This window comes from Pannonibacter sp. Q-1 (assembly GCF_054073275.1).
On the sequence record NZ_JBSXNB010000003.1, the window covers coordinates 261,918 to 288,213 of the forward strand.

At 64.0% G+C, this 26,296-nt stretch carries 32 protein-coding genes; 23 read left to right on the forward strand and 9 right to left on the reverse strand.

The features are described from left to right. Positions 1 to 42: 42 nt before the first annotated feature. The 3 genes from ACVNHC_RS09110 to ACVNHC_RS09120 all read left to right on the forward strand — a co-directional run bounded on the left by ACVNHC_RS09110 (position 43) and on the right by ACVNHC_RS09120 (position 2,239). Complete coding sequence (locus ACVNHC_RS09110; protein ID WP_082206140.1) at positions 43 to 1,128, forward strand: endonuclease/exonuclease/phosphatase family protein; 1,086 nt, start codon at positions 43 to 45, stop codon at positions 1,126 to 1,128. 140 nt (positions 1,129 to 1,268) lie between these two features. Beyond that, entirely contained in the window at positions 1,269 to 1,859 is a 591-nt protein-coding gene (locus ACVNHC_RS09115; protein ID WP_050475016.1) for a thymidine kinase, read from the forward strand. Positions 1,860 to 1,945: 86 nt separating this feature from the next. Then, positions 1,946 to 2,239, forward strand: a complete 294-nt coding sequence (locus tag ACVNHC_RS09120; RefSeq protein ID WP_050475015.1) for an HlyU family transcriptional regulator — start codon at positions 1,946 to 1,948, stop codon at positions 2,237 to 2,239. A gap of 232 nt (positions 2,240 to 2,471) precedes the next feature. Here ACVNHC_RS09120 and ACVNHC_RS09125 read toward each other — a convergent pair whose 3' ends face one another. After that, positions 2,472 to 3,176 carry a GNAT family N-acetyltransferase gene (locus ACVNHC_RS09125; protein ID WP_457167047.1) on the reverse strand — a complete coding sequence of 235 codons (705 nt, stop codon included), beginning with the start codon at positions 3,174 to 3,176 and terminating at the stop codon, positions 2,472 to 2,474. A gap of 205 nt (positions 3,177 to 3,381) precedes the next feature. Between ACVNHC_RS09125 and pgsA the strand changes: the two genes are divergently transcribed. From pgsA to ACVNHC_RS09145, 4 genes are all read left to right on the forward strand, one after another. Continuing rightward, the gene (pgsA, locus tag ACVNHC_RS09130) at positions 3,382 to 3,954 is read left to right on the forward strand and encodes a CDP-diacylglycerol--glycerol-3-phosphate 3-phosphatidyltransferase (RefSeq protein WP_050475012.1); all 573 of its coding nucleotides are present in this window, start codon (positions 3,382 to 3,384) and stop codon (positions 3,952 to 3,954) included. Between the two features lie 32 nt (positions 3,955 to 3,986). Further along, a complete protein-coding gene (gene moaD / locus ACVNHC_RS09135) occupies positions 3,987 to 4,238 on the forward strand; it encodes a molybdopterin converting factor subunit 1 (RefSeq protein ID WP_019963964.1) in 252 nt (83 codons plus the stop codon). A gap of 2 nt (positions 4,239 to 4,240) precedes the next feature. Beyond that, the gene (locus ACVNHC_RS09140) at positions 4,241 to 4,720 is read left to right on the forward strand and encodes a molybdenum cofactor biosynthesis protein MoaE (RefSeq protein WP_050475010.1); all 480 of its coding nucleotides are present in this window, start codon (positions 4,241 to 4,243) and stop codon (positions 4,718 to 4,720) included. A 133-nt stretch (positions 4,721 to 4,853) separates the two neighbouring features. Next, entirely contained in the window at positions 4,854 to 6,116 is a 1,263-nt protein-coding gene (locus ACVNHC_RS09145; protein ID WP_123194791.1) for a multidrug effflux MFS transporter, read from the forward strand. Between the two features lie 85 nt (positions 6,117 to 6,201). Here the strand turns inward: ACVNHC_RS09145 and ACVNHC_RS09150 are convergent, their stop codons facing one another. Beyond that, positions 6,202 to 7,101 carry a branched-chain amino acid aminotransferase gene (locus ACVNHC_RS09150; RefSeq protein ID WP_123194792.1) on the reverse strand — a complete coding sequence of 300 codons (900 nt, stop codon included), beginning with the start codon at positions 7,099 to 7,101 and terminating at the stop codon, positions 6,202 to 6,204. 316 nt (positions 7,102 to 7,417) lie between these two features. On the opposite strand from ACVNHC_RS09150, the gene ACVNHC_RS09155 reads away from it, so the two are divergent. From ACVNHC_RS09155 to ACVNHC_RS09165, 3 genes are all read left to right on the forward strand, one after another. Further along, positions 7,418 to 7,963 (forward strand): MarR family winged helix-turn-helix transcriptional regulator, encoded by a 546-nt coding sequence (locus ACVNHC_RS09155; RefSeq protein ID WP_457167048.1) that lies wholly within the window; start codon positions 7,418 to 7,420, stop codon positions 7,961 to 7,963. A 4-nt stretch (positions 7,964 to 7,967) separates the two neighbouring features. Then, positions 7,968 to 8,663, forward strand: coding sequence for a response regulator (locus ACVNHC_RS09160; RefSeq protein ID WP_019963959.1), 696 nt, complete (start codon positions 7,968 to 7,970; stop codon positions 8,661 to 8,663). A 145-nt stretch (positions 8,664 to 8,808) separates the two neighbouring features. Then, positions 8,809 to 10,101, forward strand: coding sequence for an ATP-binding protein (locus ACVNHC_RS09165; RefSeq protein WP_208982814.1), 1,293 nt, complete (start codon positions 8,809 to 8,811; stop codon positions 10,099 to 10,101). A 3-nt stretch (positions 10,102 to 10,104) separates the two neighbouring features. On the opposite strand, the gene ACVNHC_RS09170 is transcribed toward ACVNHC_RS09165, so the two are convergent. The 5 genes from ACVNHC_RS09170 to ACVNHC_RS09190 all read right to left on the reverse strand — a co-directional run bounded on the left by ACVNHC_RS09170 (position 10,105) and on the right by ACVNHC_RS09190 (position 13,342). Further along, a complete protein-coding gene (locus tag ACVNHC_RS09170; protein WP_050475004.1) occupies positions 10,105 to 10,461 on the reverse strand; it encodes a tRNA-binding protein in 357 nt (118 codons plus the stop codon). A gap of 90 nt (positions 10,462 to 10,551) precedes the next feature. Further along, positions 10,552 to 11,319 carry a TetR/AcrR family transcriptional regulator gene (locus ACVNHC_RS09175; protein WP_457167049.1) on the reverse strand — a complete coding sequence of 256 codons (768 nt, stop codon included), beginning with the start codon at positions 11,317 to 11,319 and terminating at the stop codon, positions 10,552 to 10,554. Positions 11,320 to 11,421: 102 nt separating this feature from the next. After that, positions 11,422 to 12,243 carry a pyrroline-5-carboxylate reductase gene (proC, locus tag ACVNHC_RS09180; protein ID WP_457167050.1) on the reverse strand — a complete coding sequence of 274 codons (822 nt, stop codon included), beginning with the start codon at positions 12,241 to 12,243 and terminating at the stop codon, positions 11,422 to 11,424. Beyond that, positions 12,240 to 12,740: a type III secretion system chaperone family protein gene (locus tag ACVNHC_RS09185; protein WP_019963954.1), complete on the reverse strand. Its 501-nt coding sequence runs from the start codon at positions 12,738 to 12,740 to the stop codon at positions 12,240 to 12,242. The genes proC and ACVNHC_RS09185 overlap by 4 nt, the downstream gene beginning before the upstream one ends. Positions 12,741 to 13,051: 311 nt before the next feature. Further along, a complete protein-coding gene (locus tag ACVNHC_RS09190) occupies positions 13,052 to 13,342 on the reverse strand; it encodes an accessory factor UbiK family protein (protein WP_457167051.1) in 291 nt (96 codons plus the stop codon). Between the two features lie 204 nt (positions 13,343 to 13,546). Here ACVNHC_RS09190 and lgt point away from each other — a divergent pair, with 204 nt between their 5' ends. The 8 genes from lgt (at position 13,547) to ACVNHC_RS09230 (ending at position 20,798) form a co-directional block, all read left to right on the forward strand. Beyond that, entirely contained in the window at positions 13,547 to 14,368 is an 822-nt protein-coding gene (gene lgt / locus ACVNHC_RS09195) for a prolipoprotein diacylglyceryl transferase (protein ID WP_457167052.1), read from the forward strand. Continuing rightward, the gene (locus ACVNHC_RS09200) at positions 14,365 to 15,513 is read left to right on the forward strand and encodes a class I SAM-dependent methyltransferase (protein ID WP_457167053.1); all 1,149 of its coding nucleotides are present in this window, start codon (positions 14,365 to 14,367) and stop codon (positions 15,511 to 15,513) included. Before lgt ends, ACVNHC_RS09200 begins: the two co-directional genes overlap by 4 nt. Next, entirely contained in the window at positions 15,510 to 16,283 is a 774-nt protein-coding gene (pgeF, locus tag ACVNHC_RS09205) for a peptidoglycan editing factor PgeF (RefSeq protein ID WP_457167054.1), read from the forward strand. The genes ACVNHC_RS09200 and pgeF overlap by 4 nt, the downstream gene beginning before the upstream one ends. A 4-nt stretch (positions 16,284 to 16,287) precedes the next feature. After that, a complete protein-coding gene (locus tag ACVNHC_RS09210; RefSeq protein ID WP_050474997.1) occupies positions 16,288 to 17,445 on the forward strand; it encodes a M24 family metallopeptidase in 1,158 nt (385 codons plus the stop codon). 74 nt (positions 17,446 to 17,519) lie between these two features. Continuing rightward, on the forward strand, positions 17,520 to 18,038 hold the full coding sequence (locus ACVNHC_RS09215) for a hypothetical protein (RefSeq protein ID WP_209004882.1): 519 nt from the start codon (positions 17,520 to 17,522) through the stop codon (positions 18,036 to 18,038). Positions 18,039 to 18,287: 249 nt separating this feature from the next. Then, positions 18,288 to 19,220: a ribose-phosphate pyrophosphokinase gene (locus ACVNHC_RS09220; protein WP_019963947.1), complete on the forward strand. Its 933-nt coding sequence runs from the start codon at positions 18,288 to 18,290 to the stop codon at positions 19,218 to 19,220. 116 nt (positions 19,221 to 19,336) lie between these two features. Next, on the forward strand, positions 19,337 to 20,029 hold the full coding sequence (locus ACVNHC_RS09225) for an MOSC domain-containing protein (RefSeq protein WP_094463805.1): 693 nt from the start codon (positions 19,337 to 19,339) through the stop codon (positions 20,027 to 20,029). A 163-nt stretch (positions 20,030 to 20,192) separates the two neighbouring features. Continuing rightward, a complete protein-coding gene (locus tag ACVNHC_RS09230) occupies positions 20,193 to 20,798 on the forward strand; it encodes a 50S ribosomal protein L25/general stress protein Ctc (protein ID WP_058899226.1) in 606 nt (201 codons plus the stop codon). Positions 20,799 to 20,854: 56 nt separating this feature from the next. Here the strand turns inward: ACVNHC_RS09230 and ACVNHC_RS09235 are convergent, their stop codons facing one another. Then, positions 20,855 to 21,817, reverse strand: a complete 963-nt coding sequence (locus tag ACVNHC_RS09235; protein ID WP_348771096.1) for a LysR substrate-binding domain-containing protein — start codon at positions 21,815 to 21,817, stop codon at positions 20,855 to 20,857. Between the two features lie 72 nt (positions 21,818 to 21,889). Between ACVNHC_RS09235 and ACVNHC_RS09240 the strand changes: the two genes are divergently transcribed. The 5 genes from ACVNHC_RS09240 (at position 21,890) to ACVNHC_RS09260 (ending at position 25,146) form a co-directional block, all read left to right on the forward strand. Further along, positions 21,890 to 22,093: a YdcH family protein gene (locus tag ACVNHC_RS09240; protein WP_050474991.1), complete on the forward strand. Its 204-nt coding sequence runs from the start codon at positions 21,890 to 21,892 to the stop codon at positions 22,091 to 22,093. Then, positions 22,090 to 22,299, forward strand: coding sequence for a hypothetical protein (locus ACVNHC_RS09245; RefSeq protein ID WP_186391171.1), 210 nt, complete (start codon positions 22,090 to 22,092; stop codon positions 22,297 to 22,299). Before ACVNHC_RS09240 ends, ACVNHC_RS09245 begins: the two co-directional genes overlap by 4 nt. Positions 22,300 to 22,473: 174 nt before the next feature. Continuing rightward, complete coding sequence (gene pth, locus ACVNHC_RS09250; RefSeq protein ID WP_457167055.1) at positions 22,474 to 23,241, forward strand: aminoacyl-tRNA hydrolase; 768 nt, start codon at positions 22,474 to 22,476, stop codon at positions 23,239 to 23,241. Between the two features lie 90 nt (positions 23,242 to 23,331). Continuing rightward, positions 23,332 to 24,432 carry a redox-regulated ATPase YchF gene (gene ychF / locus ACVNHC_RS09255; protein ID WP_050474988.1) on the forward strand — a complete coding sequence of 367 codons (1,101 nt, stop codon included), beginning with the start codon at positions 23,332 to 23,334 and terminating at the stop codon, positions 24,430 to 24,432. A 27-nt stretch (positions 24,433 to 24,459) separates the two neighbouring features. Continuing rightward, positions 24,460 to 25,146 carry a fumarylacetoacetate hydrolase family protein gene (locus ACVNHC_RS09260; protein ID WP_457167056.1) on the forward strand — a complete coding sequence of 229 codons (687 nt, stop codon included), beginning with the start codon at positions 24,460 to 24,462 and terminating at the stop codon, positions 25,144 to 25,146. A gap of 16 nt (positions 25,147 to 25,162) precedes the next feature. Here ACVNHC_RS09260 and ACVNHC_RS09265 read toward each other — a convergent pair whose 3' ends face one another. Beyond that, complete coding sequence (locus ACVNHC_RS09265) at positions 25,163 to 26,215, reverse strand: methyl-accepting chemotaxis protein (protein WP_457167057.1); 1,053 nt, start codon at positions 26,213 to 26,215, stop codon at positions 25,163 to 25,165. Between the last annotated feature and the right edge of the window lie 81 nt (positions 26,216 to 26,296).

Genomic DNA, 26,296 nt, shown 5'->3' on the forward strand with positions numbered 1-26,296 from the left:
GGGCCTGCCCGCGCTGCAGTGCAACAGGAGACGGCAGGCCCGATGACAGATCAAACCGGCGGCAAGACCTCGATTTTCGCCCGGCTTCTGCGCCTTGCCTCCGTCATGGGCCTGCTGGTGGCCCTGCTGTTCGGCCTTCTGTCCTTCGGGCCCTTCGCCGCGCCGGACGTCTGGGTTGCCGACAACATGAGCTTCTTCCTGCCGCAGCTGATTGGCGGCGGCTTTGTGGCCGTGTTTCTTGCGGCCATCTGCCGGCGCCTTGCCGGGCCGCCGCGCGCAGGCAAGGCCCTGCGGCGGCTGTTCCTGCTGACGGGCCTCACCCTGTCGCTGGCGCTGGGTGTCTCGCTCTACCAGACATACAGGATCGTCGCTCCCGGCTTCGCCGAAGCCCGCATCCCCGGCACGAAGAACCTGCGCATCGTCTCGATCAATCTGGAAGTGCGATATCTGGGTGATCCGGAGTTCATGGCCTATCTGGAGAGCCTCAATCCCGACATTCTCGTGTTTCAGGAGGCCGAGTGGCATCATCAGATGCGCTACCGCAAGCGCCAGGGGGATGACACGCCCCTGATCGGCCTCGGCCCCTATTTCGAGAATTTCCTGATCGGCGATCTTGGCAGCATGATCGCCTTCTCCCGGTACCCGGTCAAATCCAGCAAGATCATACCAGTTGAGGGTGCCTGCGGCCCCAGACGCTATGGCAACAGGGAAATCTTCTCGGCCATCATCGATGTGGACGGGTCCCCGCTCAACTTCATCGCGGTGCATCCGGACAGCCCGCGCTCGCCCTGCCGCTGGCAGTCCCGGCAGGATTATTTTGCAGCGCTTGCCGGTGTGATCGACGCATTGCCCGCCTCCGAACCGGCCATCATGATCGGCGACTGGAACACCTCCCCCCTTTCGAACCACTTCGAGAATCTGCTGGAGCAGGCCGGCATGCGTGTGCGCTTCCCGGCCGTGGTGCCCGTGATCACACGCTATTTCTATCACTACCGCTTCCGCTGGATCCTGGGCTCGGCGGTGGACCATGCCGCCGTCTCGGATGAAATCACGATCAGGGATGTTTCCATCGGCGGGGACGTGGGCTCGGACCATGTGCCGCTGATCGTGGACATCGCCATCCCCTGAGAAAGCCCGTCAGCTTCTGCCTTCCACAGTTTATGCCCGCAGCCTGCCGCCTGCCGTTTGTGTCTGACCGGCTGGATGGCAAGAGTGTGACAGACAGCGGGACCGATTCCCGCTGATGCGAACAGACCGGCGCAGGACCGATGGCCAAGCTCTATTTCAACTACTCCTCCATGAATGCCGGCAAATCGACGGTGCTGCTGCAGGCCTCCTACAACTATGTGGAACGGGGCATGCGCACCCTGCTGCTGACGGCTGCGGTGGATGACCGGGCGGGCGTCGGCCGCATTTCCTCCCGCATCGGCCTTGTGGCAGAGGCGGATATTTTCCGCGCCGGCGACAACCTGCTCGACCATATCCGCAAAGCCCATGAAGCGGCCCCCATTGACGCGGTGTTTGTCGATGAGGCGCAGTTCCTCACCGAAGACCAGGTGTGGCAGCTGGCCCATGCCTCCGACCGGCTCGGCATGCCGGTCATGTGCTTCGGCCTGCGCACGGATTTTCAGGGCAAGCTCTTCCCGGGCAGCAAGGCCCTGCTGGCGCTGGCCGACAGCCTGAAGGAAATCAAGACCATCTGCTGGTGCGGCCGCAAGGCAACCATGGTCGCACGGCTTGACGGCAGCGGACGGATCGTCGAGGAAGGCGAACAGGTGGTGATTGGCGGCGAAGAGTCCTATGTTTCCCTTTGCCGCCGCCACTGGGTCGACCGTGACCTCGGGCCGCGCTGCGACTGAGCAATTTCAAGGCGTGATGCGTCAGCACCGAAAGCCTTGGTATAACGGGCGCAGATCACTTCAAACCGCAAGGACGGGACAGGCAGATGCTGGGAAAACTGTTCGGATCACTTTTCAAGGGCGGCTCTTCCGCTGAAGCCCCCCCTGCCCCCGTGGCCACCGAGGACTACAAGAACTGCCGCATCATCGCCGAGCCGCGCCAGGCCGGCAGCCAGTGGCAGATCGCCGGCCGTATCCTGAAGGAGATCGACGGCGAACCGCACGAGCACACCTTCATCCGCGCCGACCAGTTGCCCACCCGCGATGAAGCCGCCGAATTCACCATCCGCAAGGCCAAGCTCATGATCGACCAGCAGGGTGATCTGATTTTCAAGAGCTGAAGGAGAGGGAAAGCTCGCTCAAGCGCAGCTTGTTTCTCAGCCCCTACCTCTCCATCGTCATCCCGGACGCGCATCGCGCGATCCGGGACCGGTGAGCCGAAGTGCCCATTGCTTCAAGAAGCTAGAGCCGAAAGACCGTGACTCACCGGTCCCGGATCTTCGCTTCGCTGCGTCCGGGACGACGCCCAAGGTTGGCAAGGCCTCAGCAAGAGCGCGCTTCTCGCCTAACCCCTCAGTCCCCCCGGCAATCCGCCAGACTGCGCTTCTGCCGGCCATCGGCGTCGAAGTTTTCCGGTGAGAGCCAGGCCTCGAAGCCGGCCTTCAGCCGCGGCCATTCCTTGTCGAGAATGGAGAACCACGCCGTATCGCGGTTGCGGCCCTTGTAGACGGTGGCCTGCCGGAAGATCCCCTCGAAGGTGAAGCCGAGCCGTGCGGCAGCCGCGCGCGAGGGAGCGTTGAGATCGTCGCATTTCCATTCGTAACGGCGGAAGCCCAGCCCTTCGAAGGCATGGCGCATCATCAGATACATGGCCTCGGTCGCCAGCGGCGTGCGCTGCAAGGCGGGGGCGAAGTTCAGATGCCCAACCTCGATGCAGCCTGTCGCAGGCTCCACACGCAGATAGCTGCCAACACCCATGGCCTTGCCGCTGGCCTGATCGATGATGGCGAACATCATCGGGTCCGCCTTGCCTTCCATCGTTTTCAGAAAGGCGATGCACTCCGCCTCTTCGGCGAAAGGTCCATAGGCCAGATAGGTCCAGACCCGGTTCTCCCTGTCGGCGGACCATGCGGCATGAAGCTCCGCACCGTGGCGTTCCGCGCTCAGCGGCTCAAGCCGGCACCAGCGCCCCTGCAGCACCTGAGCCACCGGCGCTGCCGCGCCCGCCCATCCACTCACCGGCTCTCCAATCGGCTGTCCCAATTCGTTCAGGCGCATACGCTCAGGTCTCCCAGCTTCAACTTGCTGTGACAGGCTTACCGCTCCATCCTTGCCGGCACCAGTTCAAAGACGGCACTCAGGGTGGTTTGCGCCGTCTGCCCCATTGTCAAAGTCACTCATCCGCCAGATGCGTTGACACCCGCGCGCCCTCATGCTTGTGTCCGGCTGACCCGCCGCCCGAGACGCGAAGCAGATACTTCACATGGCCAGACACGTCGCCCTGACCCTGCCTAACCTCTTGACCTATGCGCGCATCCTGGCGGTGCCTGCGGTGGTGGGATGCTTCTATTTCGATGGCCACACGGCGCGCTGGATTGCGCTGGCCATCTTCATCGCCGCCGCCGTGACCGATTTCTTCGACGGCTATCTGGCCCGCGCCTGGCAGCAGCAGTCCGCGCTCGGCCGGATGCTGGACCCGATTGCCGACAAGCTGCTTGTGTCCGTCTGCCTGCTGCTGCTGGTGGCCAAGGGGGATATTGGCGGCTGGTCGCTGATTGCCGCCATCATCATCCTGTGCCGCGAAATTCTGGTCTCCGGCCTGCGCGAGTTTCTGGCCGAGCTGCGCGTCAGCGTGCCGGTCACGAAACTGGCCAAATGGAAGACCACGGTGCAGCTCGTGGCGCTTGCCCTGCTGCTGGCAGGCCCCGCCGGGGAAGAGGTGCTGCCGGGAACCGAATTGTCCGGCCTTGTCGCCCTCTGGATTGCGGCTGTCCTGACGCTCTACACCGGCTACGACTATTTCCGGGCTGGCATCGGCCATCTGATCGAGGAGTAGTCTCTCAAGGACTGCCGAAGAAGGAGAGGCGCATGATCATCCGTTACTTTGCCTGGGTGCGAGAGCGGACCGGCGTGGAGCAGGAAGAGATCACCCTGCCGGACAGCGTGACCACCGTGGGCGGCCTGATCAACTGGCTGCAGACCATCGACGATGCCCATGGCCATGCCTTTGCCGAGCCGGAACTGATCCGCGCCGCCATCGACCAGACCCATGCCGAACATGACGCTCCGATTGCGGGCGCGCGCGAGATTGCCTTTTTCCCGCCCATGACCGGGGGCTGACGATGAGCCCGGTCCTGCGCGTCATCGTCCAGCCCGGCCCCTTCGATGCGGAGGCCGAATCCCGGCAGCTGTCCGAAGGCCGCGCCGATGTGGGCGCCATCGTCAGCTTCACGGGCCTGTGCCGTGACGAGGACGGGCGGCTGGAAGCACTGGTGCTGGAGCACTTCCCCGGCATGGCGGAGAAGGAGCTGGAGCGCATCGCCCGCGAGGCGCTGGAGCGCTGGCCGCTGACCGGCCTCACCGTCATTCACCGCCATGGCCGCATTCTGCCGGGCGAGCAGATCGTGCTCGTCACCGCCGCCTCGCGCCACCGCCGGGCCGCGTTCGAAGCCGCTGATTTCCTGATGGATTTTCTTAAATCCAGGGCCCCGTTCTGGAAGAAGGAAATCCTGCGTGAAGGCGGAACAGGCGGCTGGGTTGCGGCCAAAGCCGAGGATGAAACAGCGCTGGATCGCTGGAACGGCGTTCAGCCAAAAGCGTGAAATTTCCCGGAGTCCCAGGGTTGACCGACCGGTCAATTTGGACCACTGATAGGCAACACTGATATTTTGCACGCCGGAACGCAGGCTGCGGGCCGCGTTTCAGGCCGCTGTGCACCATACCTAAGGTTTGTTTATGTCCGATCTTGCCCGGAACACTGGCGCGAGCCAGACGCCCCATCCTGGGCTGTCCTTCGCCGAATTCGTCACCATGGTTGCCGCGCTGATGGCGCTGAATGCGCTGGCGATGGACATCATGCTGCCCGCCCTGCCCGACATCGGCAACGCACTCGGCATTGCCAACGAGAATGACCGTCAGCAGATCCTGATCTTCTATCTGATCGGTTTCGGCGGCGCGCAGCTCATCTTCGGGCCGCTGTCGGACTCCTTCGGCCGCAAGACCATTCTCGTCGGTGGCCTGGCGCTCTATGCCGCAGCCAGTGTCTTCGCCCTGTTCAGCACCAATCTCGATCAGTTGCTGATTGCCCGCGTGCTGCAGGGCATCGGCTGTGCCGGAACCCGCGTCATCGCGGTCTCCATTGTCCGCGACTGCTATTCCGGCCGCCGCATGGGGCAGGTCATGTCGCTGGTGATGATGATCTTCATGGCCGTGCCCATTGTTGCGCCTTCCATCGGCCAGTTGATTCTTCTGGTGGCCGAGTGGCACTGGATCTTCAGCACCCTGATGGGCGCAGGCGTTCTCATGCTGGTCTGGACCGCTTTCCGCCTGCCGGAAACGCTGCCCGAGGATGCCCGCCAGTCATTTTCGCCAGGCTCCATCTCCCTGGCCTATCTCAAGGTGGCGACGACCCGCATCAGCGTCGGCTACACCATGGCGACGACCTTCATCTTCGGCGGCCTTTTCGCCTTCATCTCCATGGCGCAGCAGATCTATGTCGATATCTTCGATCTCGGCGTCTGGTTCCCGCTCGTGTTTGCCGCCGTCGCCGTCACCATGGCCATTGCCTCCTTCCTGAACTCGCGGCTGGTCACCATCATCGGCATGCGGCGCCTGTCGCATGGCGCGGTGCTGGTCTTCACCGCCATGGGCCTGCTGCAGGTCGCCCTGGCGCTGGCCGGTGTCGAGAACCTTGCCATCTTCACCGTGTGCATGGCCATCAACATGGCCAGCTTCGGCTTCATGGGCGCTAATTTCAACGCCATGTCCATGGAGCCGCTGGGCGATATCGCCGGAACCGCCTCCTCCGCCATCGGCTTCACCACCACGCTGGGCGGCGCCATCCTCGGCTTCATCATCGGCCAGAATTTCGATGGAACCCTGCTGCCGATGTCCCTGGCCTGCGCCGTCTATGGCCTCATCGCGATCGGTTGGGTGCTCTTGGCCGAGAAGGGCAAACTCTTCCACGCCCAGCATCCGTCAGGCGCAAAACCGCACTGAGGCGGTAAGCACAGGCGGCAGAATCAAAAAGGGCGGCTGCACCGGATGCAGCCGCCCTTTATGACTTACCAAACAGGTTGACGCGTCACTCCGCCGCTTTCAGCCCGGCCGGATCGGCGCGCACCAGCGCGTCATAGTCCAGCATCAGCGTCTTGGTGATCTCGCCGACGGTGAAGCTGTGCGGCCCGATCTCCGAGACCGGCGTCACTTCTGCGGCAGTGCCGGTGAGGAAGCACTGCTCGAAGCCGTCCAGTTCCTCCGGCATGATCACCCGCTCGATCACCTCGAAACCGCGCGCCTTGGCAAGGTCGATCACCGTGCGGCGGGTGATGCCATTGAGGAAGCAGTCCGGCTTCGGCGTGTGGATCTTGCCGTCCTTGACAAAGAAGACATTGGCACCGGTCGCCTCGGCCACCTGACCGCGCCAGTCGAGCATCAGCGCATCGGCATAGCCCTTGCGCTCGGCTTCATGCTTGGACAGGGTGCAGATCATGTAAAGGCCAGCCGCCTTGGACTTGAACGGGGCAGTAGCCGGGTCCGGTCGGCGGTATTTTGCCATGTCGAGGCGGATGCCTTTCAGCCGCTCTTCCGGCTTGAAGTAGCTCGGCCATTCCCAGGCGGCGATGGCCAGGTGAATGGTGTTGTGCTGGGCCGACACGCCCATCATCTCGCTGCCGCGCCAGGCAATCGGGCGCAGATAGGCATCAACGAGGTTCATCCGCGTCAGCAGCTCTTCCTTGGCGGCATTGATGACCTCCGAAGAATAGGGAATCTCGAAGCCAAGCACCTCAGCCGAGGCATGCAGGCGCTCGGTGTGCTCGGCGCTCTTGAAGATCCGGCCGTTATAGGCCCGCTCCCCTTCAAATACCGCGCTGGCATAGTGCAGGCCATGCGTCAGCACATGCACCTTGGCATCGGCCCAGGGAATGAACTTCCCGTCGAACCAGATTTCACCATCGCGTTGATCAAAGGGAATACCAGCCATTGTTCTTGTCTCCCGCGCCTTGTCGCCCGGCGCAATCTGCTTCTTGTATCCATTTTTGTGGGCGTATGTGCCCAAAGGCTTTTGGCCCACTATTGCGGTTTTGCATACCTCTGCAACAATCGGTATCCATTTTTGTGGACACAACAGGCCCGGATTCTCTTAAAAGAATGAGGGCCATGTACGATCCGGACAAACACCCGGCACGGGGGCGCATGCGACCGAACATTTCGTCAAGGTGCCGCTACAGGTAACAATCGATCAGAAATAAGTCAATATGGCTGACATAAATTTCAAGACAGCACCTGCAGCGCCCCAGATGGCCCAAGACAGCACCCCCGTTTCAGGCAGCGGGACCACCGAGTCCACACCTTATGACCTGATCGAACTGCTGTTCTTCGCCTACCGGGATTTCACCGCAGACCCCGATCAGCTGCTCTCCGGGCTCGAATTTGGCCGTGCCCACCACCGGGTACTGCACTTTGTCGACAGAAATCCGGGCATCCGCGTGTCAGATCTGCTCGCCATCCTGCGCATCACCAAGCAGAGCCTTGGGCGGGTGCTGAAGCAGCTGGTGGATGAAGGCTTCATCGACCAGCGCCCCGGCGAGACGGACCGCCGCCAGCGCCTGCTGCACACCACGGACAAGGGCCACAAGCTGTCACGCAAGCTGGATGCGCTGCAGGCGGTGCGCATCAACGCAGCGGTGGATGCCCTGCCCGGACAGGATGCCGCCATCGTGCGCCAGTTCCTGTTCCAGATGATTGATCCGGAGCGGCGGCCCGAGGTGGCCCGCATGCTCTCCAACATTCCCCAAAGCGGCAGCAGCGGCCCAGCGCCCGAGCTGGCCGATACGGAGGCTTGACGCAATGACACGGGTGCCGGACGACAACGCCATCCACATCCTGCTGGTTGACGACGACAGCCGCATCCGCGATCTGCTGGGCCGGGTGCTGCAGGAAAACGGCTACCGGGTGACAACAGCCGCCAACGCCGCCGAGGCCCGGCGCTGCCTGTCTGGCCTCGCCTTTGACCTCCTGATCCTCGACATCATGATGCCGGGGGAGAACGGCCTGGATCTTGCCGCCTCGCTGCGGGCCGACAGCCCTGTGCCCATCCTGATGCTGACGGCCCGCGCCGAGGCGGAAGACCGTATCGCCGGGCTTGAGGCCGGGGTGGATGACTATCTGCCCAAGCCCTTCGACCCGCGCGAGCTGATGCTGCGCATCGCCGCCATCCTGCGGCGCGGTGCCACCCGCCGGATAGACCGCCAGCCGGAAATCCGCTTCGGCCCCTTCGTCTTCGTCACGGAACGGGGCGAATTGCGCCGGGGCGACAGCCAGATCCGCCTGACCGACCGCGAACGCCAGATCCTGACCATTTTCGCCGAACAGCCCGGCGCCACCGTGCCGCGCCACAAGATCGTCGGTGATGACAGCGGCCTTGGCGAGCGCACGGTGGACGTGCAGATCAACCGGCTGCGCCGCAAGATCGAGGATGATCCGGCCAACCCGGTGTATCTGCAGACGGTGCGCGGCATTGGCTACAGGCTGGCCTGTGACTGAAGCGCGCGCCCGCCTCCGCAGCCTTTTCGCAGGCCTTGGCGCATTTCTGGCCCCGGCTGCGAAACTGGCGGGCAAGCTGCTGCATCCGCTGCTGGTCCCCTTCGCCTTCATCTATGACCGGGTGGCCGGGCGGATCTACCGTCATATGCCCAAGGGGCTTTTCACCCGCGCGCTGCTCATCATCGTCACGCCCATGGTGCTGCTGCAGTCCGTGCTCGCTTTCGTGATCATGGAACAGCACTACCAGCAGGTCACCTTCCGCCTGTCACAGGCGGTGGTGCGCGAGATCGCGGCGCTGGTCTATACGCTGGAGAACTACCCCCAGGATGCGGATTACCGGCTGATCGAGGAAATGGGCAGCCGGACGCTGGACATGTCCGTCTCCATCCTGCCGCCCGAGCCCTTGCCCTCTCCCCGGCCCAGGGCCTTCTTCGATCTGGTCGCCGAAAATCTCAGCCGCGAGATCTCCCAGCGCATCGGCAAGCCCTTCTGGGTGGACACCATCGGCCGCTCCCGCTTCGTCGAGATCCGTATTCAGCTCAAGGACAAGGTGCTGCGCGTGGTGGCCCGCCACAGCCAGACCTATGCCTCCAACTCGCATATTTTTCTGGTCTGGATGGTCGGCAGCTCGCTGGTGCTGATCTCCATTGCCATGCTGTTCCTGCGCAATCAGATCCGGCCCATCGAGCGGCTGGCCAATGCGGCGGAAGGCTTCGGCAAGGGCCGTCCGGTGGATGATTTCCGCCCCAGCGGCGCACGCGAAGTGCGCAGGGCCGCACAGGCCTTCATCGAAATGCGCCGGCGCATCGAGCGGCAGATCGACCAGCGCACCACCATGCTGGCCGGTGTCAGCCATGACCTGCGCACGATCCTCACCCGCTTCCGCCTGCAACTCGCCCTCATCCCCGAAACGCCGGAGACCGAAGGCCTCAAGCGTGACGTGGACGAGATGAGCAACATGCTGGAGGATTATCTCGCCTTCACGCGCGGCGACAATGGCGAGGCGGTGGAGACGGCGGACATTACCCTGATGCTGGAGGAACTGGAGGAAGCCGCCGAGATTTCCGGTGCGAGCGTCTCCTCAAGTTTCACCGGCGAGCCGGAGGTGGAGTTGCGGCGCAATGCCGTGAAACGCAGCCTCATGAACCTGGTCATGAATGCCGCAAGGCATGCCAGCCATGTCGATATCCAGGGCCGCCATATGGACGGCTGGCTGACCGTGATCATCGATGACGACGGCCCCGGCATTCCGGAGGAAGAGCGGGAAAACGTCTTCCGCCCCTTCTACCGGCTGGACGAAGCCCGCAATCAGGACGCCTCCGGCAGCGGCCTTGGCCTTGCCATCGCCCGCGACATAGCCCGCAGCCACGGCGGCGACATCCAGCTGGAAGAAAGCCCCCTCGGCGGCCTCAGGGCCCGCTTCCGCATTCCGGGGTAAAGCTCAGAACAAGCGCCCGCCCAGCGGGGTGTCCTGATCGGGGGTGATGAGGACGACTTCGCCGTCGGCATCCGGCACGCCGAGCGTCAGGACTTCGGAGCGCATCGGGCCAATCTGGCGCGGGGGGAAGTTGACGACCGCCAGCACCCGGCGGCCGACGAGGCCTTCCGGCGTGTAGTGCCTGGTGATCTGGGCGGAGCTTTTCTTGATGCCGATATCCGGGCCAAAGTCGATCACCAGCTTGATCGCCGGCTTGCGCGCCTCGGGAAAGGGCGCAGCCTCGATGATCTGCCCGACGCGGATATCCACCTTCAGGAAATCGTCAAAACTGATCGGCTGCGCGGGAGCGCTCGGGGTCATGGCAGGTCTCCGGAAAATCCATGCGAAAGGATCTTCACAGTGCCGCGCCCGGCGCAACCGCGCAAGCCCTTGCAGACAGCCAGATAACGGTTAGACCGGCTGAGCCGCAGCCTCTCCGCCAGCCTCAGATACAGCGCCTGGGGCAGCTTCGCTGCGCCGGGACTTGCGGCGGGACATCGCCTTGCCGGCGAGTTTGATCAGGCCGCAGGCCACAGGGCGCGTCACCCGTTCCACCGCTCCCAGCCGCCGAAGCCAGTCCTCGCCCCGGTCCAGTTCCCTGTCGAGGGCAGCCATGGTGCGCGGCAGGCTTTCGTCTTCCTCCTCAAGGAAGGTTTCGAGCACGCGGGCGAAGGAAACCGCCAGCCCCTGCTGCACCAGACGGCCCTTGATGCCGGGAATGGAAACACCGGCAGCGGCCAGCATCCAGCCTTGCGAGCGCACGGCGATACCGTTCAGGCACATGGCCAGCGCCGGATCACGCATGGCGTCCTTGCGCAGCTGGGCCAGCGCAGATTTGTGGGGGCCCAGCGCATCCAGGCGTGTCATCAGCACGTCGAACAGCCGATCACGCGGCGGCTGGTCAAACATGCTGTCATCGCGGCCATCCAGCACGGCGGCATCCACCTGCCCGGCAAAAGCAGCCAGAAGCTCGCTCTTGCCGGAAACAGCCTGCCGGAGAGCCGAGGGCTTCAGCCCGGCTGCGTCAGCGATGTCAGTCAGGGAAATGTCCGCGTAGGGGCGGGTGGCGAGCAGTCCGAGAAAAGCCTCGACGGCCATCGTCCGGTCATCGGGACGTGGCGCGGCTTTGCGGCCGCTCTTCCCGGTCTTGCCTGCGGTGCCTTCTGCTTCCGGTGCCATGTCCGCCTCCTTCTTGGATGCCTTGGCAGGATGTGTTCCCCTTATAGGTAGGCACATCCTGTCCGCATGGAAGAGGCAAAGGCAAGCAATGCGGCAGGCCCGTCAGGAGCCGGCGAGTTCCCGGGCGCGGCGGGCAGCAGCTTCAACCGCTGCATCCATCAGAGGCTGCAGGCCGTTTTCCGCCATCAGCACGGAAAGAGCCGCCGCCGTCGTGCCATTGGGCGAAGTGACGTTCTGCCGCAGGATTGCGGGCGTGTCGTCAGACTGATGCATCAGTTCCCCTGCCCCGCTCACCGTTACTTCGGCAAGCCGTGCAGCCAGATCCGCCGGAAGACCGGCGCGCCGCCCGGCTTCCGCCAGGCACTCGGCCAGCAGGAACACATAGGCAGGGCCCGAGCCGGAGACGGCGGTGACAAGATCGATCTGCTCTTCCGAGGTCAGCCACTCGACGGCACCGATCGCCGACAGAAGCTGTCCGGCCGTCTCGCGCTGAGCTGCCGTGACGCGGGCGTTGGGGTAAAGCGCAGTGATGCCCCTTCCCACCATGGCGGGCGTGTTGGGCATGGCGCGGATGACGGCGATATCGCCGAATGCCGCTTCGAAGGTGCGCACCGGCGTGCCGGCGGCAACCGACAGCACCAGCGTATCGTCAGCCACCGCAGGCTTCAGCCCCGGCAGCACATCGCCCATGATCTGCGGCTTGACGGCCAGCAGCACCATACCCGCCTTGACGCCTTCCGGCACCTTCGACGCATGGGCAATGCCGTGGCTGTCCAGCTGGGCCACGAGAGCGGCGGACGGCGCGGGATCAACGACCAGAAGGCTGGCGGCATCAACGCCGCGGGCCATCCATCCGGCGATCATTGCGCCGCCCATCTTGCCCGCGCCGACAACGGCGAACGGGCGCTCAGCTGAAAAACTCATGCTTCTCCTGCGGTCTCGAACAGGGCGCACTCCAGCGCCTCCTGAGCTGTCTTGCCAGCCCAGACAACAAACTGGAAGGACTGATAATAGCGCTCGCAGGCTTCCAGCGCATTGGCCAGCAGCCCTTCGATCTGAGCACCGGAAGCTTCCGCACCGCCTGCCAGCAGCAGGGACTGGCGGAACATGATGACGTTTTCCTTGCTCCACAGATCGAAGTGCCCCATCCACATCTGCTCGTTGACGAGCGAGAGGAGGCGCATCACCTCGGTCTTGCGCGGCTCGGTGACCTTCAGATCGAAGGCACAGGCCAGGTGCAGGGCCTCCAGCTCCTCCATCCAGGAGAAGGAGACGTGATAGTCGCACCAGTATCCGCCGATGGAAATGGTGATCTCGTCATCATCCGAACGCTCGAAAGCCCACTCATTGAGCGCAGCCACGTGTTCGATCAGATCGACGGGATTGTCGGGGCGTTCAAAGTCGATTTCGATGAGGCTCATGGCGATCCTCCCCGTTTACGGGAGCCGGATAAGGGGCGGATTTCCGCAAATCCAGCGTCTTCCCCTGAACAGAGGCCGCGCCAAACCGCCTAAGGCGGCAGGGTCAAAACAGGACCCATTTCGGGGCGCGTGCGAATCCCTGTTTGGAATCAGTATATAAACTTCCTTCGCAAATGCAGCAGGAAACCGCCCTGAGGTTTTGATCAAATCCTGTGGACGATTGTTTCCACGCACCGGCGCAGGTCGCTTCACGGCATTGTGACGGCGGAAACACCTCCCGCCGCCGCTGCATTGCAGCCATTCGGGCTTGATCAGCCCTCGGTCTTGGCCTTGCGGGAGGGCTTTGCCTCGGCTTCAGCCAGCTTTGCCTCCAGCGCCGCGATCCGGGCTTCCAGAGCCTCGATCTGGTCCAGCGCACGCACCGCCATGTCACGGGCGACGTCAAAGTCCTCACGCTTCACCAGATCCATATCGGCCAGGAAACGCTCGGCTTGAGCGCGGAAAGCGGTCTCGACCTCACGGCGGGCTCCCTGCGCCACACCGGCGGCGTCAGTCATGAGCTTGGCGAAATCGTCGAAAATCCTGTTCGGGCCCTGGGTCATGACGCACTCCTGAAGATGGTGACGGCCCACCCTTGCGCTTGCTCTCCGGACCAATCCGGCGAGGCACTGCGGGCCGTGTCACACAGGTATTGACCTTTTGCTCCAAGTTCAAGGCGGCAATGCAGCGCCTTGACGCACCGGGGGGAATGCGCAAGGTCTGGTGCCGCTGGCAAATCGCCCCGGATCAACAGCACTGGACCCTGCATGCCCGTTCTCGCCCTGCCCTTCCCCGCCGTTGACCCGGTCATCTTTGAGGTTGGCCCCTTCGCGCTGCGCTGGTACGCGCTGTCCTACATCGTGGGCATCCTGCTGGCCTGGCGCTACATGCGCCTTGCGGTGCAGAAGGACAGGCTGTGGCAGGCCGTTCCCCGGCCCGGCCTTGTGGATATTGATGACTTCGTCACCTGGGGCACCGTCGGCATCATCGTGGGCGGGCGCTTGGGCTATGTGCTGATCTATGACCCGCTGACCTATCTCGCCAATCCAGTGGAGATTTTCGCCGTCTGGAACGGCGGCATGTCCTTCCACGGCGGCTTTGCCGGAACCGTTCTGGCCATGGTGCTGTTCGCCCGTGCCCGCGGCATCCCGCTGCTGACGCTGTTTGACCTTGCCGGCATTGCCGCGCCCATCGGGCTTTTCTTCGGGCGGCTCGCCAACTTCATCAATGACGAATTGTGGGGCCGCCCCACGGATGTGCCCTGGGCGGTGGAGTTCCCCTCCGGCGGCTACATCCCGCGCCATCCGAGCCAGCTCTATGAGGCAGCGCTGGAAGGCGTGCTGCTGTTCCTCGTCCTGCGCCTCATGTCGCACCGCTTCGGCCTGTTGCAGAAGCCGGGCTTCCTGGCAGGTGCCTTTGCCGCCGGTTATGGCATCACCCGCTCCATCGCCGAAGAGTTCCGCATGCCCGACGCCCAGATCGGCTTCCTGCCCGGCGGCTTCACCATGGGCATGCTGCTGTCCGGACCGATGATCATCGCCGGCATCGCGCTGATGGTCTGGAGCTGGCGCAGAGCCAAGGCCGCATGAGGAGAGACGCCCTGCCCGCCTCGCCGCTGAAGGAAAAGCTCATCCGCCAGATCGCGGCGGAAGGCCCGATGACGGTGGCCGCCTATATGGCCGCCTGTCTCGCCGATCCGCAGCATGGCTACTATACCACCGCCGCAGAGCCCTTTGGCGCGAAGGGCGACTTCATCACCGCGCCGGAAGTGAGCCAGATGTTCGGCGAGCTCATCGGCGCCTTCGTCCTCTCCGCCTGGGAGGCGATGGGCGCACCGCAAACCGTGCGACTGGTGGAAACCGGTCCCGGACGCGGCACGCTGATGGCGGATCTGTTGCGCATGGCAAGCCTGCGCCCGGCCTTCCTGCGCGCTGCCAGCCTGCATCTCGTCGAAATCAGCCCCCGGCTGAAGGCCCGGCAGGCAGAGGCGCTTGCCAATGCGCCGCTTGCGCCGAACTGGCATGACAGCCTGCGCGAAGTACCCGAAGGGCCGGTGATCCTGATCGCCAACGAATTCTTCGATGCGCTGCCCATCCATCAATATGTGAGAACGCCGGAGGGCTGGCGCGAGCGGATGGTGGGGCTGAGTGAGACCGGAGACCTTGCCTTCGGCACGGGTCCGGGCCGCCTGCCGCTTGCGGCCATTCCTCAGACCGCCGCAAACGCCCCGCTTGGCGCCATCCTCGAAACCTCGCCACTCTCCGCCGCGATTGCGCAGGAAGCTGCCGCCAGAATCACGGCGCATGGCGGGGCAGCCCTGTTCATCGATTACGGCTACCTGCGCTCTGCCCCCGGCGACACCCTGCAGGCGCTGCGCCGCCACGCCTATCAGGACGTGCTGGCCGAACCCGGCCTTGCCGATCTGACGGCGCATGTGGATTTCGAGGTGCTGGCCGCTGCTGCCCGGCGCGGCGGGGCAACAGTAGCCTCACCGCTGACACAAGGCGAATTCCTGCTGCGCATGGGGCTGCTTGAGCGGGCCGGGCAACTGGGCGCTGGCAAGGACGCCACCACGCAGGAACGCATCCGCAGCGAGGTGGAGCGGTTGGCGGCGCCGCAGGAAATGGGCGAACTTTTCAAGGTGCTGTGCGTTGCGCAACCGGGCCTTGTTCCCGCCCCGTTTGACAGTGAGGCTCTTCCGCCGCACGCTGGCGCAAATTCCGGAGAGGCTTGATGATTACCGCTGACCTTCTGACCCTGCCCGGCGTCCTCCGCCATGGCTTCTTCACCCGGCAGGGCGGCGTTTCCACCGGCATTTACAGCAGCCTCAACATTGGCCTTGGCTCAGATGATGACCGGTCGCATGTGCTGGAAAACCGCGCCCGCGTTGCCGCCATGCTGGACGTGGCACCGGAGCAGCTCGTCTCGCCCTATCAGGTGCATTCGCCCGATGTCATCACCGTCACCCGTCCCTTTACCGAAGGCGAGAACCGTACGGCAGACGCGCTGGTCACCGCCACCCCCGGCCTTGCCATCGGCGTGTCCACCGCCGACTGCGGCCCCGTGCTGTTTGCCGATCCTCAGGCCCGCGTCATCGGCGCGGCTCATGCAGGCTGGCGCGGCGCGCTGACCGGCGTGCTCGACAACACGCTGACGGCCATGGAAAAGCTCGGCGCAAGGCGGGAGAACATCATCGCCGTGCTCGGTCCCTGCATTTCGGCCGCCGCCTATGAAGTGGGACCGGATTTCCGCGAGCGTTTCGAGGCGGAAGCGCCCGGCTGCGGCCGCTTCTTCGGCACGTCGGGGCGCGAAAACCACTTCATGTTCGATCTGCAGGCCTTCATCATCGCCCGTCTGCAGGCGGCAGGCGCGGGCCGGGCCGAAAGCCTTGGTCTGTGCACCTATGCCGATGAAGCCCGCTTCTTCTCCTACCGGCGCACGACGCACCGCAAGGAGCCGGACTATGGCCGCCAGATTTCCGCACTCGTGCTGACAGGAGACTGACCCGATGGCGCTGCATTTCACCGACGCGGAATTCGAGAGCCGGTTCGAGCGGCTGAGGATCCGGATGGAAGACGAAAAGCTGGATGCCATGCTGCTGTTCGCACAGGACAGCAACTACTGGCTGACGGGCTATGACACCTTCGGCTTCTGCTTCTTCCAGTGCCTGGTCGTCACGGCCGACGGGCGCAAGGTGCTGCTGACACGCTCGGCCGACGAGCGGCAGGCCAAGCACACGTCCAACATCTCCGACATCCGCATCTGGGTGGACCGGGGCGGCGCCAGCCCGGTGGGGCAGTTGAAGGACATGCTCTTCGACATGGACCTGCTCGGAGCCCGGCTCGGCATCGAATATGACACCCACGGGCTGACCGCAAAGCTGGGCCGGGAGCTGGACGAAGCCCTGCGCAGCTTCGCCGAACTGTCGGATGCCTCGCACATCATCCCGCGCCTCAGGGCGATCAAGAGCGCTGAAGAACTGGTCTATGTGCGGCAGGCCGCAAAACTCGCAGATGCCGCCTATCTGGCCGGCCTCGACGAAATCCGACCCGGCGCGGATGAAGGACGCATTCTGGCAGCGATGCATACGGCCATCTTCGAGGGCGGCGGCGACTATCCGGGCAATGAATTCATCATCGGTTCGGGCCGTGATGCCCTGCTGTGCCGCTACAAATCCGGCCGCCGGGCATTATCGCCGCAAGACCAGATCACGCTGGAACTGGCCGGCACCTACCGGCACTATCACGCCGCCCTGATGCGAACAGTGGCGGTTGGCGCCGCAACGCCCCGCCACATGGTCATGCACGAAGCCTGCTGCGAGGCCTTGGCGGCCGTTGAGAGCAAGCTTCAGACCGGCTGCACCTTTGGCGAGATCTTCGACGCCCATGCCGGCGCCATGGATGCGCGCAACATGCTGCCCCACCGGCTCAATGCCTGCGGCTACTCGCTCGGCGCCCGCTTCACGCCCAGCTGGATGGACTGGCCCATGGCCTATAGCGGCAATGATGCTGCCGTTGAACCGAACATGGTCATCTTCATGCACATGATTCTGGCTGATTCGGGTTCGGAAACGGCCATGTCACTGGGTCGGACCTATCTGACTGGCGTGGATGGACCTGTTTCTCTTTCGGAACTGCCTCTCGACCTTCCGGTCAAGGCAAGCTAAACCTGTCCACACACAGGATTTCCGGCGCTCAGGCGACTGCGGCCGCCGCCACCAGAAACGGTATTCGGGAACAGATGACGACACTCATGTCCTCCACGGCCAAGAGGCTTTGCGCCGCGACCCTTCTTCTCGCCGTTGCGGCCTGCAACCAGACAGCGCCCACACCAAGGACTGTCGCCCCGTCCGTGCCGGGAAACCAGGCCCTCACTCCGGCTCCGAAGGTTCCCGCAAGCCAGGCCACCTTTGCGTTTGAGCCCTTCACCGGTGCTCCGGGCAACACGGCGGACGAACTGGCGCAGGAAATCGGCGCCCGGGCGGGCACCGAGCGGCTGAAGCTGGTGCGCCGCATCGACGCCAAGCCGACCTACCGCGTCAAAGGATATCTGACGGCCACCGGAACGGCGGCTGGCGGCTCGATCTTTTTCGTTTTCGACGTCTTTGATGCCAATGGCGTGCGCCTGACGCGCATCTCCGGCACCGAGGCCACCTCTGGCGTGAGCGGTGATCCCTGGACCGCTGTGGATGTGTCCACCCTGAAGCAAGTCGCGGCCCGTACGGTGCTTGAGCTGAAGGCCTGGGTAAACACGTATTGAGCCTTTGAAGCATCAATTGCACGTCTAAGTATTCACCTTAGGTGCAACGCAGCAGAAAAAAGCAGCCGGATGGCCTTTTGTGGTGTTGTCGGAAGGCAGCGGGGTTGTTACAACGCCGCCGCCTGAGACAAGCAAAACTCAGGGTGCTGCGCACCGCCCTGGTGCGTGACATGGACGCGTAACTGAAGACGTGAGGCAGGGGCCTTCCGGGTCCGGCGTTGCCGCGTCGCACAAAAGGACCAGTCGCCCATGAAAATTGTCGCGGGCAACTCCAATCGCGCGCTTGCCGAAGAAATTTCCAAATATCTGGATGTTCCTCTGGCTGCCTGCCAGGTGCGGCGTTTCGCTGACCAGGAGATTTTCGTCGAGCTTCAGGAAAACGTCCGTGGTGAGGATGTCTTCGTGGTTCAGTCCACAAGCTACCCCGCCAATGACCACCTGATGGAACTGCTGATCATCATTGATGCGCTGCGCCGCTCCTCGGCCCGCCGCATCACCGCAGTGATCCCCTACTTCGGCTATGCCCGCCAGGACCGCCGCGCCTCGGGCCGCACGCCGATCTCCGCCAAGCTGGTGGCCAATCTGATCACCGAAGCCGGCGCCGACCGCATCCTGACCCTTGACCTGCACGCAGGCCAGATCCAGGGCTTCTTCGACATCCCCACCGACAACCTGTTTGCCGCGCCGGTCATGACCCGCGACATCAAGGAGCGCTACGCCACGGATAACGTGATGGTCGTGTCGCCGGACGTCGGCGGCGTGGTGCGCGCCCGTGCGCTGGCCAAGCGAATCGATGCGCCGCTCGCCATCGTCGACAAGCGCCGCGACCGTCCGGGCGAATCGGAAGTCATGAACATCATCGGCACCGTCGATGGCATGGACTGCATCCTCGTGGATGACATCGTCGACAGCGGCGGCACCCTGTGCAACGCGGCAGAAGCGCTGCTGAACAAGGGCGCCAAGTCGGTGACGGCCTACATCACCCACGGCGTTCTGTCCGGCGGGGCAGTTGCCCGCGTCTCTGCCTCCAAGCTCAAGGAACTGGTGATCACCAACTCCATCGAGCCGACCGCCGCCATCAAGGCCGCCGCCAACATCCGCGCCGTCTCCATCGCCCCGCTTATGGGCGAAGCGATCAACCGCACGGCACTGGAAGAATCGGTTTCGAGCCTGTTCAACTGAGGCGGCCGCACGCCTTGGCCAAGATGAAAAGGCATCCGGAAACGGGTGCCTTTTTCGTTTCCAACATAGTCCGGCGGCCGGCAGGTTGCCCGTCACGAGGCAGGAAGGAATAGCTCATGACCCAGCATCTGGAAGCAACCATCCTTGGCGTCTTCACGGGCAAGGCCAGGGACCGCTGGGAGGGCAAGGCCCCAAGTGCCATAGCCAAGCAGGCGGCGCAGGACAGTCTCTGGCTGTCGAAGACAGGGCTTTCCGGCGACGAGCAGGCAGACACGGCCGTTCATGGCGGGCTGGAAAAGGCACTGCATCACTATGCTGCCGATCACATGCCGCACTGGGCTGCCGCATGGCCGGAGCAGGCGGAGTTCTTCAACCCCGGCTGTTTTGGCGAGAACATCTCCAGCCACGGCCTGACCGAAGAGAGCCTGTGCCTTGGTGACATCCTGAAGATGGACGGCGCCACGGTGCAGATCTGTCAGGGCCGCCAGCCCTGCTGGAAGCTGAACATGCACACCGGCCTGCCGGGCATGGCCCCTGCCTTCCAGAAAACCGGCTTCACCGGCTGGTACTACCGGGTTCTGGAAGAAGGCAATGTGGCGGCGGGCGGCACGATCCGCCTCATCGAGCGGCTGCATCCGGACTGGCCGCTGAGCCGCGTGATCGCTGCGCGCTTCAATCCGCGCCTTGATGCGGCAGAGGCCGCAGAGCTGGCGGCCATGGAGGTTCTCGCCGAAGGCTGGCGCAACGCCTTTGCCCGCAAGGTTGATCCGGCCTTCGTGGAAAACACGGACCGGCGCCTGAAGGGCTGAAAACGCCAGCAATCCGGGGCGCATTGCTTGCGCTTTCCCGGCCTTTCGGCTATAGACCCGCTCGCGCCCGCACCCCTGGAGGCGGCGCAGGGACCGATCCCGTCACTCTGGCCAATGGGTCTGGGAGGCGCCGGTCCATTTTTACATCCGAAGGAGTACTGTCATGGCTGCCAGCTACGAGCTGAAGGCATCTGTGCGGAACCGGGTGGGCAAGGGGGCCGCTCGTGCATTGCGTCGCGAAGGTCTCATCCCCGCCGTCATCTATGGTGACAAGAAGGCCGCGCTGCCGATTTCCATTCCGCTCAAGGAAACCACTTTGGCCCTGCACAAGGGCGGCTTCCTGACGCACATCGCCACCATCGAGGTGGACGGCGAGAAGCACCAGGTCATCGCCAAGGACTTCCAGCGTCATCCGGTCCGCGACGACCTGACCCACGTTGACTTCCTGCGCGTGTCCGCCAACACCACCCTCGTGGTCAACGTTCCGGTTCACTTCCTGAACCAGGAAACCTGCCCGGGCATCAAGCGCGGCGGCGTGCTGAACATCGTCCGTCACACGGTTGAAATGACCGTTCCGGCGAACGCCATTCCGGAGTTCCTGGAGCTGGATCTTGCGAACGCCAAGCTCGGCGAGTCGCTCCACATCTCCGCCATCAACGTTCCGGCCAACTGCCATCCGACGATCACCGACCGCGATTTCACCATCGCCACGATCGCCGCTCCGGCTGGCCTGAAGGACGTTGAAGAAGAAGGTTCGGCTGAAGCCTGATTTCAGGCTCGCCGGAATTTTCCGCGAAAGGGGGCGCATTGCGTCCCCTTTTTGCGTCAAGCCTCCGCCAGACTGACACCCTCAAGACCTGACCCGGCGATGCCGTCGCGCGCCAGTTCCGCCAGCCGCTGAAAATGAGCCTGACGCGGCGAGCCCTCCCGCCAGGCCAGCACGATATGCCGCTGCATGGGCCAGTCGCCCGGGCTCCGCAGCACCACCTGCCGCTCCCGCGCAAATTCGGAAGCCACATAGGCGGCCGGAAACAGGGAAAGCCCCATGCCGATGGCCACCATCTGGCGCAGGGCGTCAAGGCTGGTACCTTCGTAGTCTTCGCTCATCACCGCGCCGGACGCCGCGCACAGCGCCTGCACCTGATCATAGAGCCGGTGGCCGCGCCCCAGCGTCAGCATCCGCTCGCCCTCAAGGTCGGAAACGGACAGCCCGGGCCTGGCAGCAAGAGGGTGGCGCTGCGGCAGGCCCAGATAGATCTGCTCGCAGCATATCACCTCGCTGACGAGGCGGCTCTCCCGGACCGGCAGGGGCGTCAGGATGCAATCCACATTCCCCTCCCGCACGGCCGTTTCCAGAAGCGATGGCCGTTCCTCCCGGATGTAGAGCTGCAGGCCCGGCACCTGTTCCTGCAGAAGCTCGATGACACCGGGCAGCAGATATGGCCCGGCCGTGGGCGCAACGCCCATGCGGATCAGTCCGCCCAGCCCCTTGTCGGCCGCCTGCGCCTCGCGGACGAATTCATCCAGCGTTTCCAGCACCGTTCTCGCATAGGGAAGCAGGGCATGGCCAGCCGGCGTCGGTTGCACGGCACTGCCGCCCCGGTCTATCAGCACCACCCCCAGCCGGTCTTCCAGCAGCTTCAGCTGCGCCGACAAGGTCGGCTGGGAGACATGGCAGGCGCGTGCTGCACGGCCGAAGTGGCCATGCTCGGCAACGGCGACAAGGTACTCAAGCTGGCGGTGCGAAGGGCGGTAGGGCATGAGATAGATAATATCTATCACAGCCATACAGTCTATGTATTTTTATAATCGCGCGAAGCACTCCATATGAAAGAAGCTGGGTAATGAAAGGAGGAAAACATGCACCAGAAACTGGTCGCCTTGCGCGTTCGTCATGCCATTCTCGACGCAAAGATCGAGCGGGAGGCCCGCCGCCCTCACACCGATACCATCCGCCTCACAGCCCTCAAGAAACTGCGCCTCCGCCTCAAGGAGCAAATCGCGCAGGTGGAACGGGAGTTCTTCCGCAAGGAACTGCGGGGGAACGGGATGGCGCGCGCATGAACACCGGTTTTCCAGCCTTCTGGTTTGCCATGCATGGCTTCGGCCCCATCCGCCCCGCCGGGCGACGGAGCCAGCGGCTGACCGAACTTGACCGGCGGATGTCCGAATTCCTGACGGAGAAGCAGGGATCGGGCGGCAGCGAACTGCTGCCTCACGTCGCCGGTGAGCAGGCTCGCATTCGAGAGGCCTTGCGGGAAGGGGATTAAGTTACAACGTTCCGGCAGTGCGCACCCCGGCACTGCACCGCTCCGCAAGACCATGAGAAAGCAGCCGGAGAGTGGGCCGTCTCGACAGGGGCGGCCCATTGCTGTAAGCGGACGCTGACACCGCGCGGCCCCAAGGCCAGCGCCATTTCCCGTTTGCGCAGCTACGGACATGCCATGCAGATCATCGCAGGCCTCGGCAACCCGGGCGGACAATATGCCCGCAACCGGCACAACATCGGCTTCATGGCCGTGGACGAGATCCACCGCCGCCATTCCGGCTTCTCGCCCTGGCGCGCCCGCTTTCAGGGCGAGGTGAGCGAGGGCACCATCGGTGGCGAAAAGGTCATGCTGCTGAAGCCCATGACCTACATGAACGAGTCCGGCCGCTCCGTCGGCGAGGCCATGCGCTTCTACAAGCTGGAACCGGCGGATATTCTCGTCATCTATGACGAGCTGGACCTGCCGCCCGCCAAGTTCCGCATGAAGACCGGCGGCGGCCATGGCGGCCACAACGGCTTGCGCTCCATCACCGCCCATATCGGCGATGCCTACAGGCGCCTGAGGCTCGGCATCGGCCATCCGGGCGACAAGAAGCTCGTCTCCAACTATGTGCTGGGTGACTTCGCCAAAGTGGATGGCGAGTGGCTGGAGCTGCTGTTTGACGGCATCGCCGGTCATGCGGAGCTGCTGGCCAAACGCCAGGACAGCACCTTTGCCAACAAGCTGACCCTGCAGCTGGAGCCGGAGAAGGCGCAGCGCCCCGAGAAGCGCAAGGCCGCGGAAACCGGTGAGGCCACCACCCCGCCCGCGCCGCGCCCGGCCGCCAAGGGGCAGAGCCACATCCGTCAGGCCCGCCAGCCAAAGGCCCCTGCCCTGCCCACGTCCGGCCCCATGGCCGAGATGCTGAAGAAGCTGCTGGGCAAGAGCGGCGGACAGGACTGACCCGCCTTCCGTCTTCGCAATGCTTGACCTTGCCCGCCCCCTCGGGCAAGAAGCGGCTCAAATCTTCGATCAAACCGAAAGCGATCTCCCATGGGTTTCCAGTGCGGCATCGTTGGCCTGCCCAACGTCGGCAAGTCCACGCTCTTCAATGCGCTCACACGCACGGCGGCGGCTCAGGCCGCCAACTATCCGTTCTGCACCATCGAGCCGAACACCGGCGAAGTGGCCGTGCCGGACCCGCGCATGACGGCGATTGCCAAGATCGCGGGCAGCAAGGAAATCATCCCGACCCGCATCACCTTCGTGGACATCGCCGGCCTCGTACGCGGCGCGTCGAAGGGCGAAGGCCTCGGCAACCAGTTCCTTGCCAACATCCGCGAGGTGGATGCCATCGTCCACGTGCTGCGCTGCTTCGTCGATGACGACATCACCCATGTGGAAGGCAAGATCGACCCGATCTCCGACGCGGAAACCGTCGAGACCGAGCTGATGGTCTCCGACATGGAAAGCCTTGAGCGCCGCCTTGCCCCGATGAAGAAGAAGGCACAGGTCGGCGACAAGGAAGCCAAGGCCATCGCCCCGATCATGGAAGCCGCCCTCGCCCTGCTGCAGGACGGCAAGCCGGTGCGCACGCTGAAGCTCGCCGATGCCGAGGAAGAGAAGATCCTGCAGGGCCTGAACCTGCTGACCTCCAAGCCCGTGCTCTACGTCTGCAACGTGGAAGAAGGCTCGGCCGGCACCGGCAACGAGCTGTCCGCCAAGGTTGCCGAAATGGCAAAGGCGCAGGGCGCCGGTTCCGTGGTCATCTCTGCGGCCATCGAGGCGGAAATCTCCCAGCTCGACAATGAAGAGCAGAAGGAATTCCTCGACACGCTCGGCCTTGAAGAACCGGGCCTCGACCGCCTGATCCGCGCCGGTTACGACCTTCTGGGCCTGATCACCTATTTCACCGCAGGCCCGAAGGAAACCCGCGCCTGGACCATCACCCGCGGCACCAAGGCACCGCAGGCAGCCGGCGTCATCCACTCGGACTTCGAACGCGGCTTCATCCGCGCCCAGACGATTGCCTTCGACGACTACGTCAGCCTCGGCGGCGAAGTGGGCGCCAAGGAAGCCGGCAAGGCGCGTGACGAAGGCAAGGAATACATCGTCAAGGACGGCGATGTGATGCTGTTCAAGTTCAACACCTGACGCCAGCACCAGAAAGACCAGCGCATCATGACGAGCTTTGTGATCGACGTTCCGAAGATCCCCGCCCTGCCCGTGGCAGGTGCTGATGCGCTGTTTCCGGTACGCCGGGTCTATTGCATCGGCCGCAACTATGCAGCCCATGCGGTGGAGATGGGGCACGATCCGAGCAAGGAACCGCCGTTCTTCTTTCAGAAGAACGCGGACAATCTCGACGCCTCCGGCACCTTCCCCTATCCGGGCAAGACGGCGGATGTGCATCACGAGGTGGAACTGGCGGTGGTGCTGAAGTCCGGCGGCAGCGGCATCACGGTGGCCGATGCGCTTTCCCACGTCTATGGCTATGCGGTGGCCCTCGACATGACCCGCCGTGACCTGCAGGCGGTGGCCAAGGACATGGGCCGCCCCTGGGACACGGCCAAGGCCTTCGAGCATTCCGCGCCCATCGGTCCGGTGGTCCCGGCCAGTATCTGCGGTCATCCGCAGGCAGGCGCTATCACCCTTACCGTCAATGGCACCCTGCGCCAGAGCGGCGATCTCAACCAGATGATCTGGAAGATCCCGGAGATGATCGCCTATCTGTCGGACTATTTCACGCTGGCCGCCGGCGACGTGATCCTGACCGGCACCCCCTCGGGCGTCGGTCCGGTTGTGCGCGGCGACAGGCTGGAGGCCAGCGTCGAGGGTTTTGCACCGCTCACTGTCGACGTCGTGTGATCAGCCCGCAGGTCCATCACAGCTTCTGGCGGATGACACCGTACCAGCCAAGGCCCGCATAGGTCTCGTAACCCGGCGTCCTGTGGAAGGCGACGGTGGCGCCGTCCCGGTCCACATAGAAGCCATGCTCCTGGCCGCCGGTCTGGAGCTGGAACTGCTCGCTCAACACGCCCTTGCCATCCGATGAGGCCAGCACACGGCCATTGCCGCTGACCAGCATCACGCGTGAGCGCTCCCGCTCCTGCGGTGTCAGGCGCACGCCGTCGACAATCGCCTTCGCCTGCGGCTCCCAGTCGAAGTGGACAGCCAGCATGCCGATCGGACGGCCATTGCTGCGCCCTCCCTCCCGCACGCTGGCAAGATACGTCGCCACCTGCCCGTTGCCGAGCAGCGGCTCGCGGGAGATTTCGTCGGCCACATAGTCATCACCGGAGCGCAGGGACCGCCCACGGCCGAACCAGCCGCGGGAAGACACATCGGCACCGGCAACCTTGAAGCGGTCCGGGCGGCCATTGGCGATCACCCGGCCGTTGAGGTCACACAGCCACAGATCCGTATAGACCGTATAGGCTCCGAGAATGACGCCCAGCCGCTCGCAGGCATAGGCAACCGCCTCCGGCGTGGACTTCTCCGCGCAGCCGGCCACGGCCGAATCCGTCGCCCACCAGCGCACGTCACAGGTGCGCTCATAGAGGTTGCGGTCGATCAGTTCGATGGCGTTGAGCGCCAGATCCGTCAGGCGCGAGCCCTGCGCCTGCAGCGCCATCTGGCGCGTCAGCGTTTCCAGCGCCTCGATCTCGCCCGCCAGTTCCTTGGCCAGCGCGCCGGAAATGCCCTCGACAGCGGTTGAAATCTCGCGCACTTCCTGCGCAACAACCAAAAAGCCGCGGCCCTGATCACCCGCGCGGGCGCTCTCGATCATGGCATTGAGCGCCAGCATGCGCAGCCGCCCCGTTACGTCCCGGATCTGGCCAACCTTTGTTGTGGTCAGTTCACGCACCTCGGAGGTTCGTTCCACGATGTCGGACAGCGCCGGGGCACGCTCCGTATCGGCAATCAACTGATCCATCTAAATATCTACCTGCCGCTCAGCTCCGAAGAGCCTGATGTCAGGAATGTATTACCGTCAAAAATCACTAACAAAAAGGAA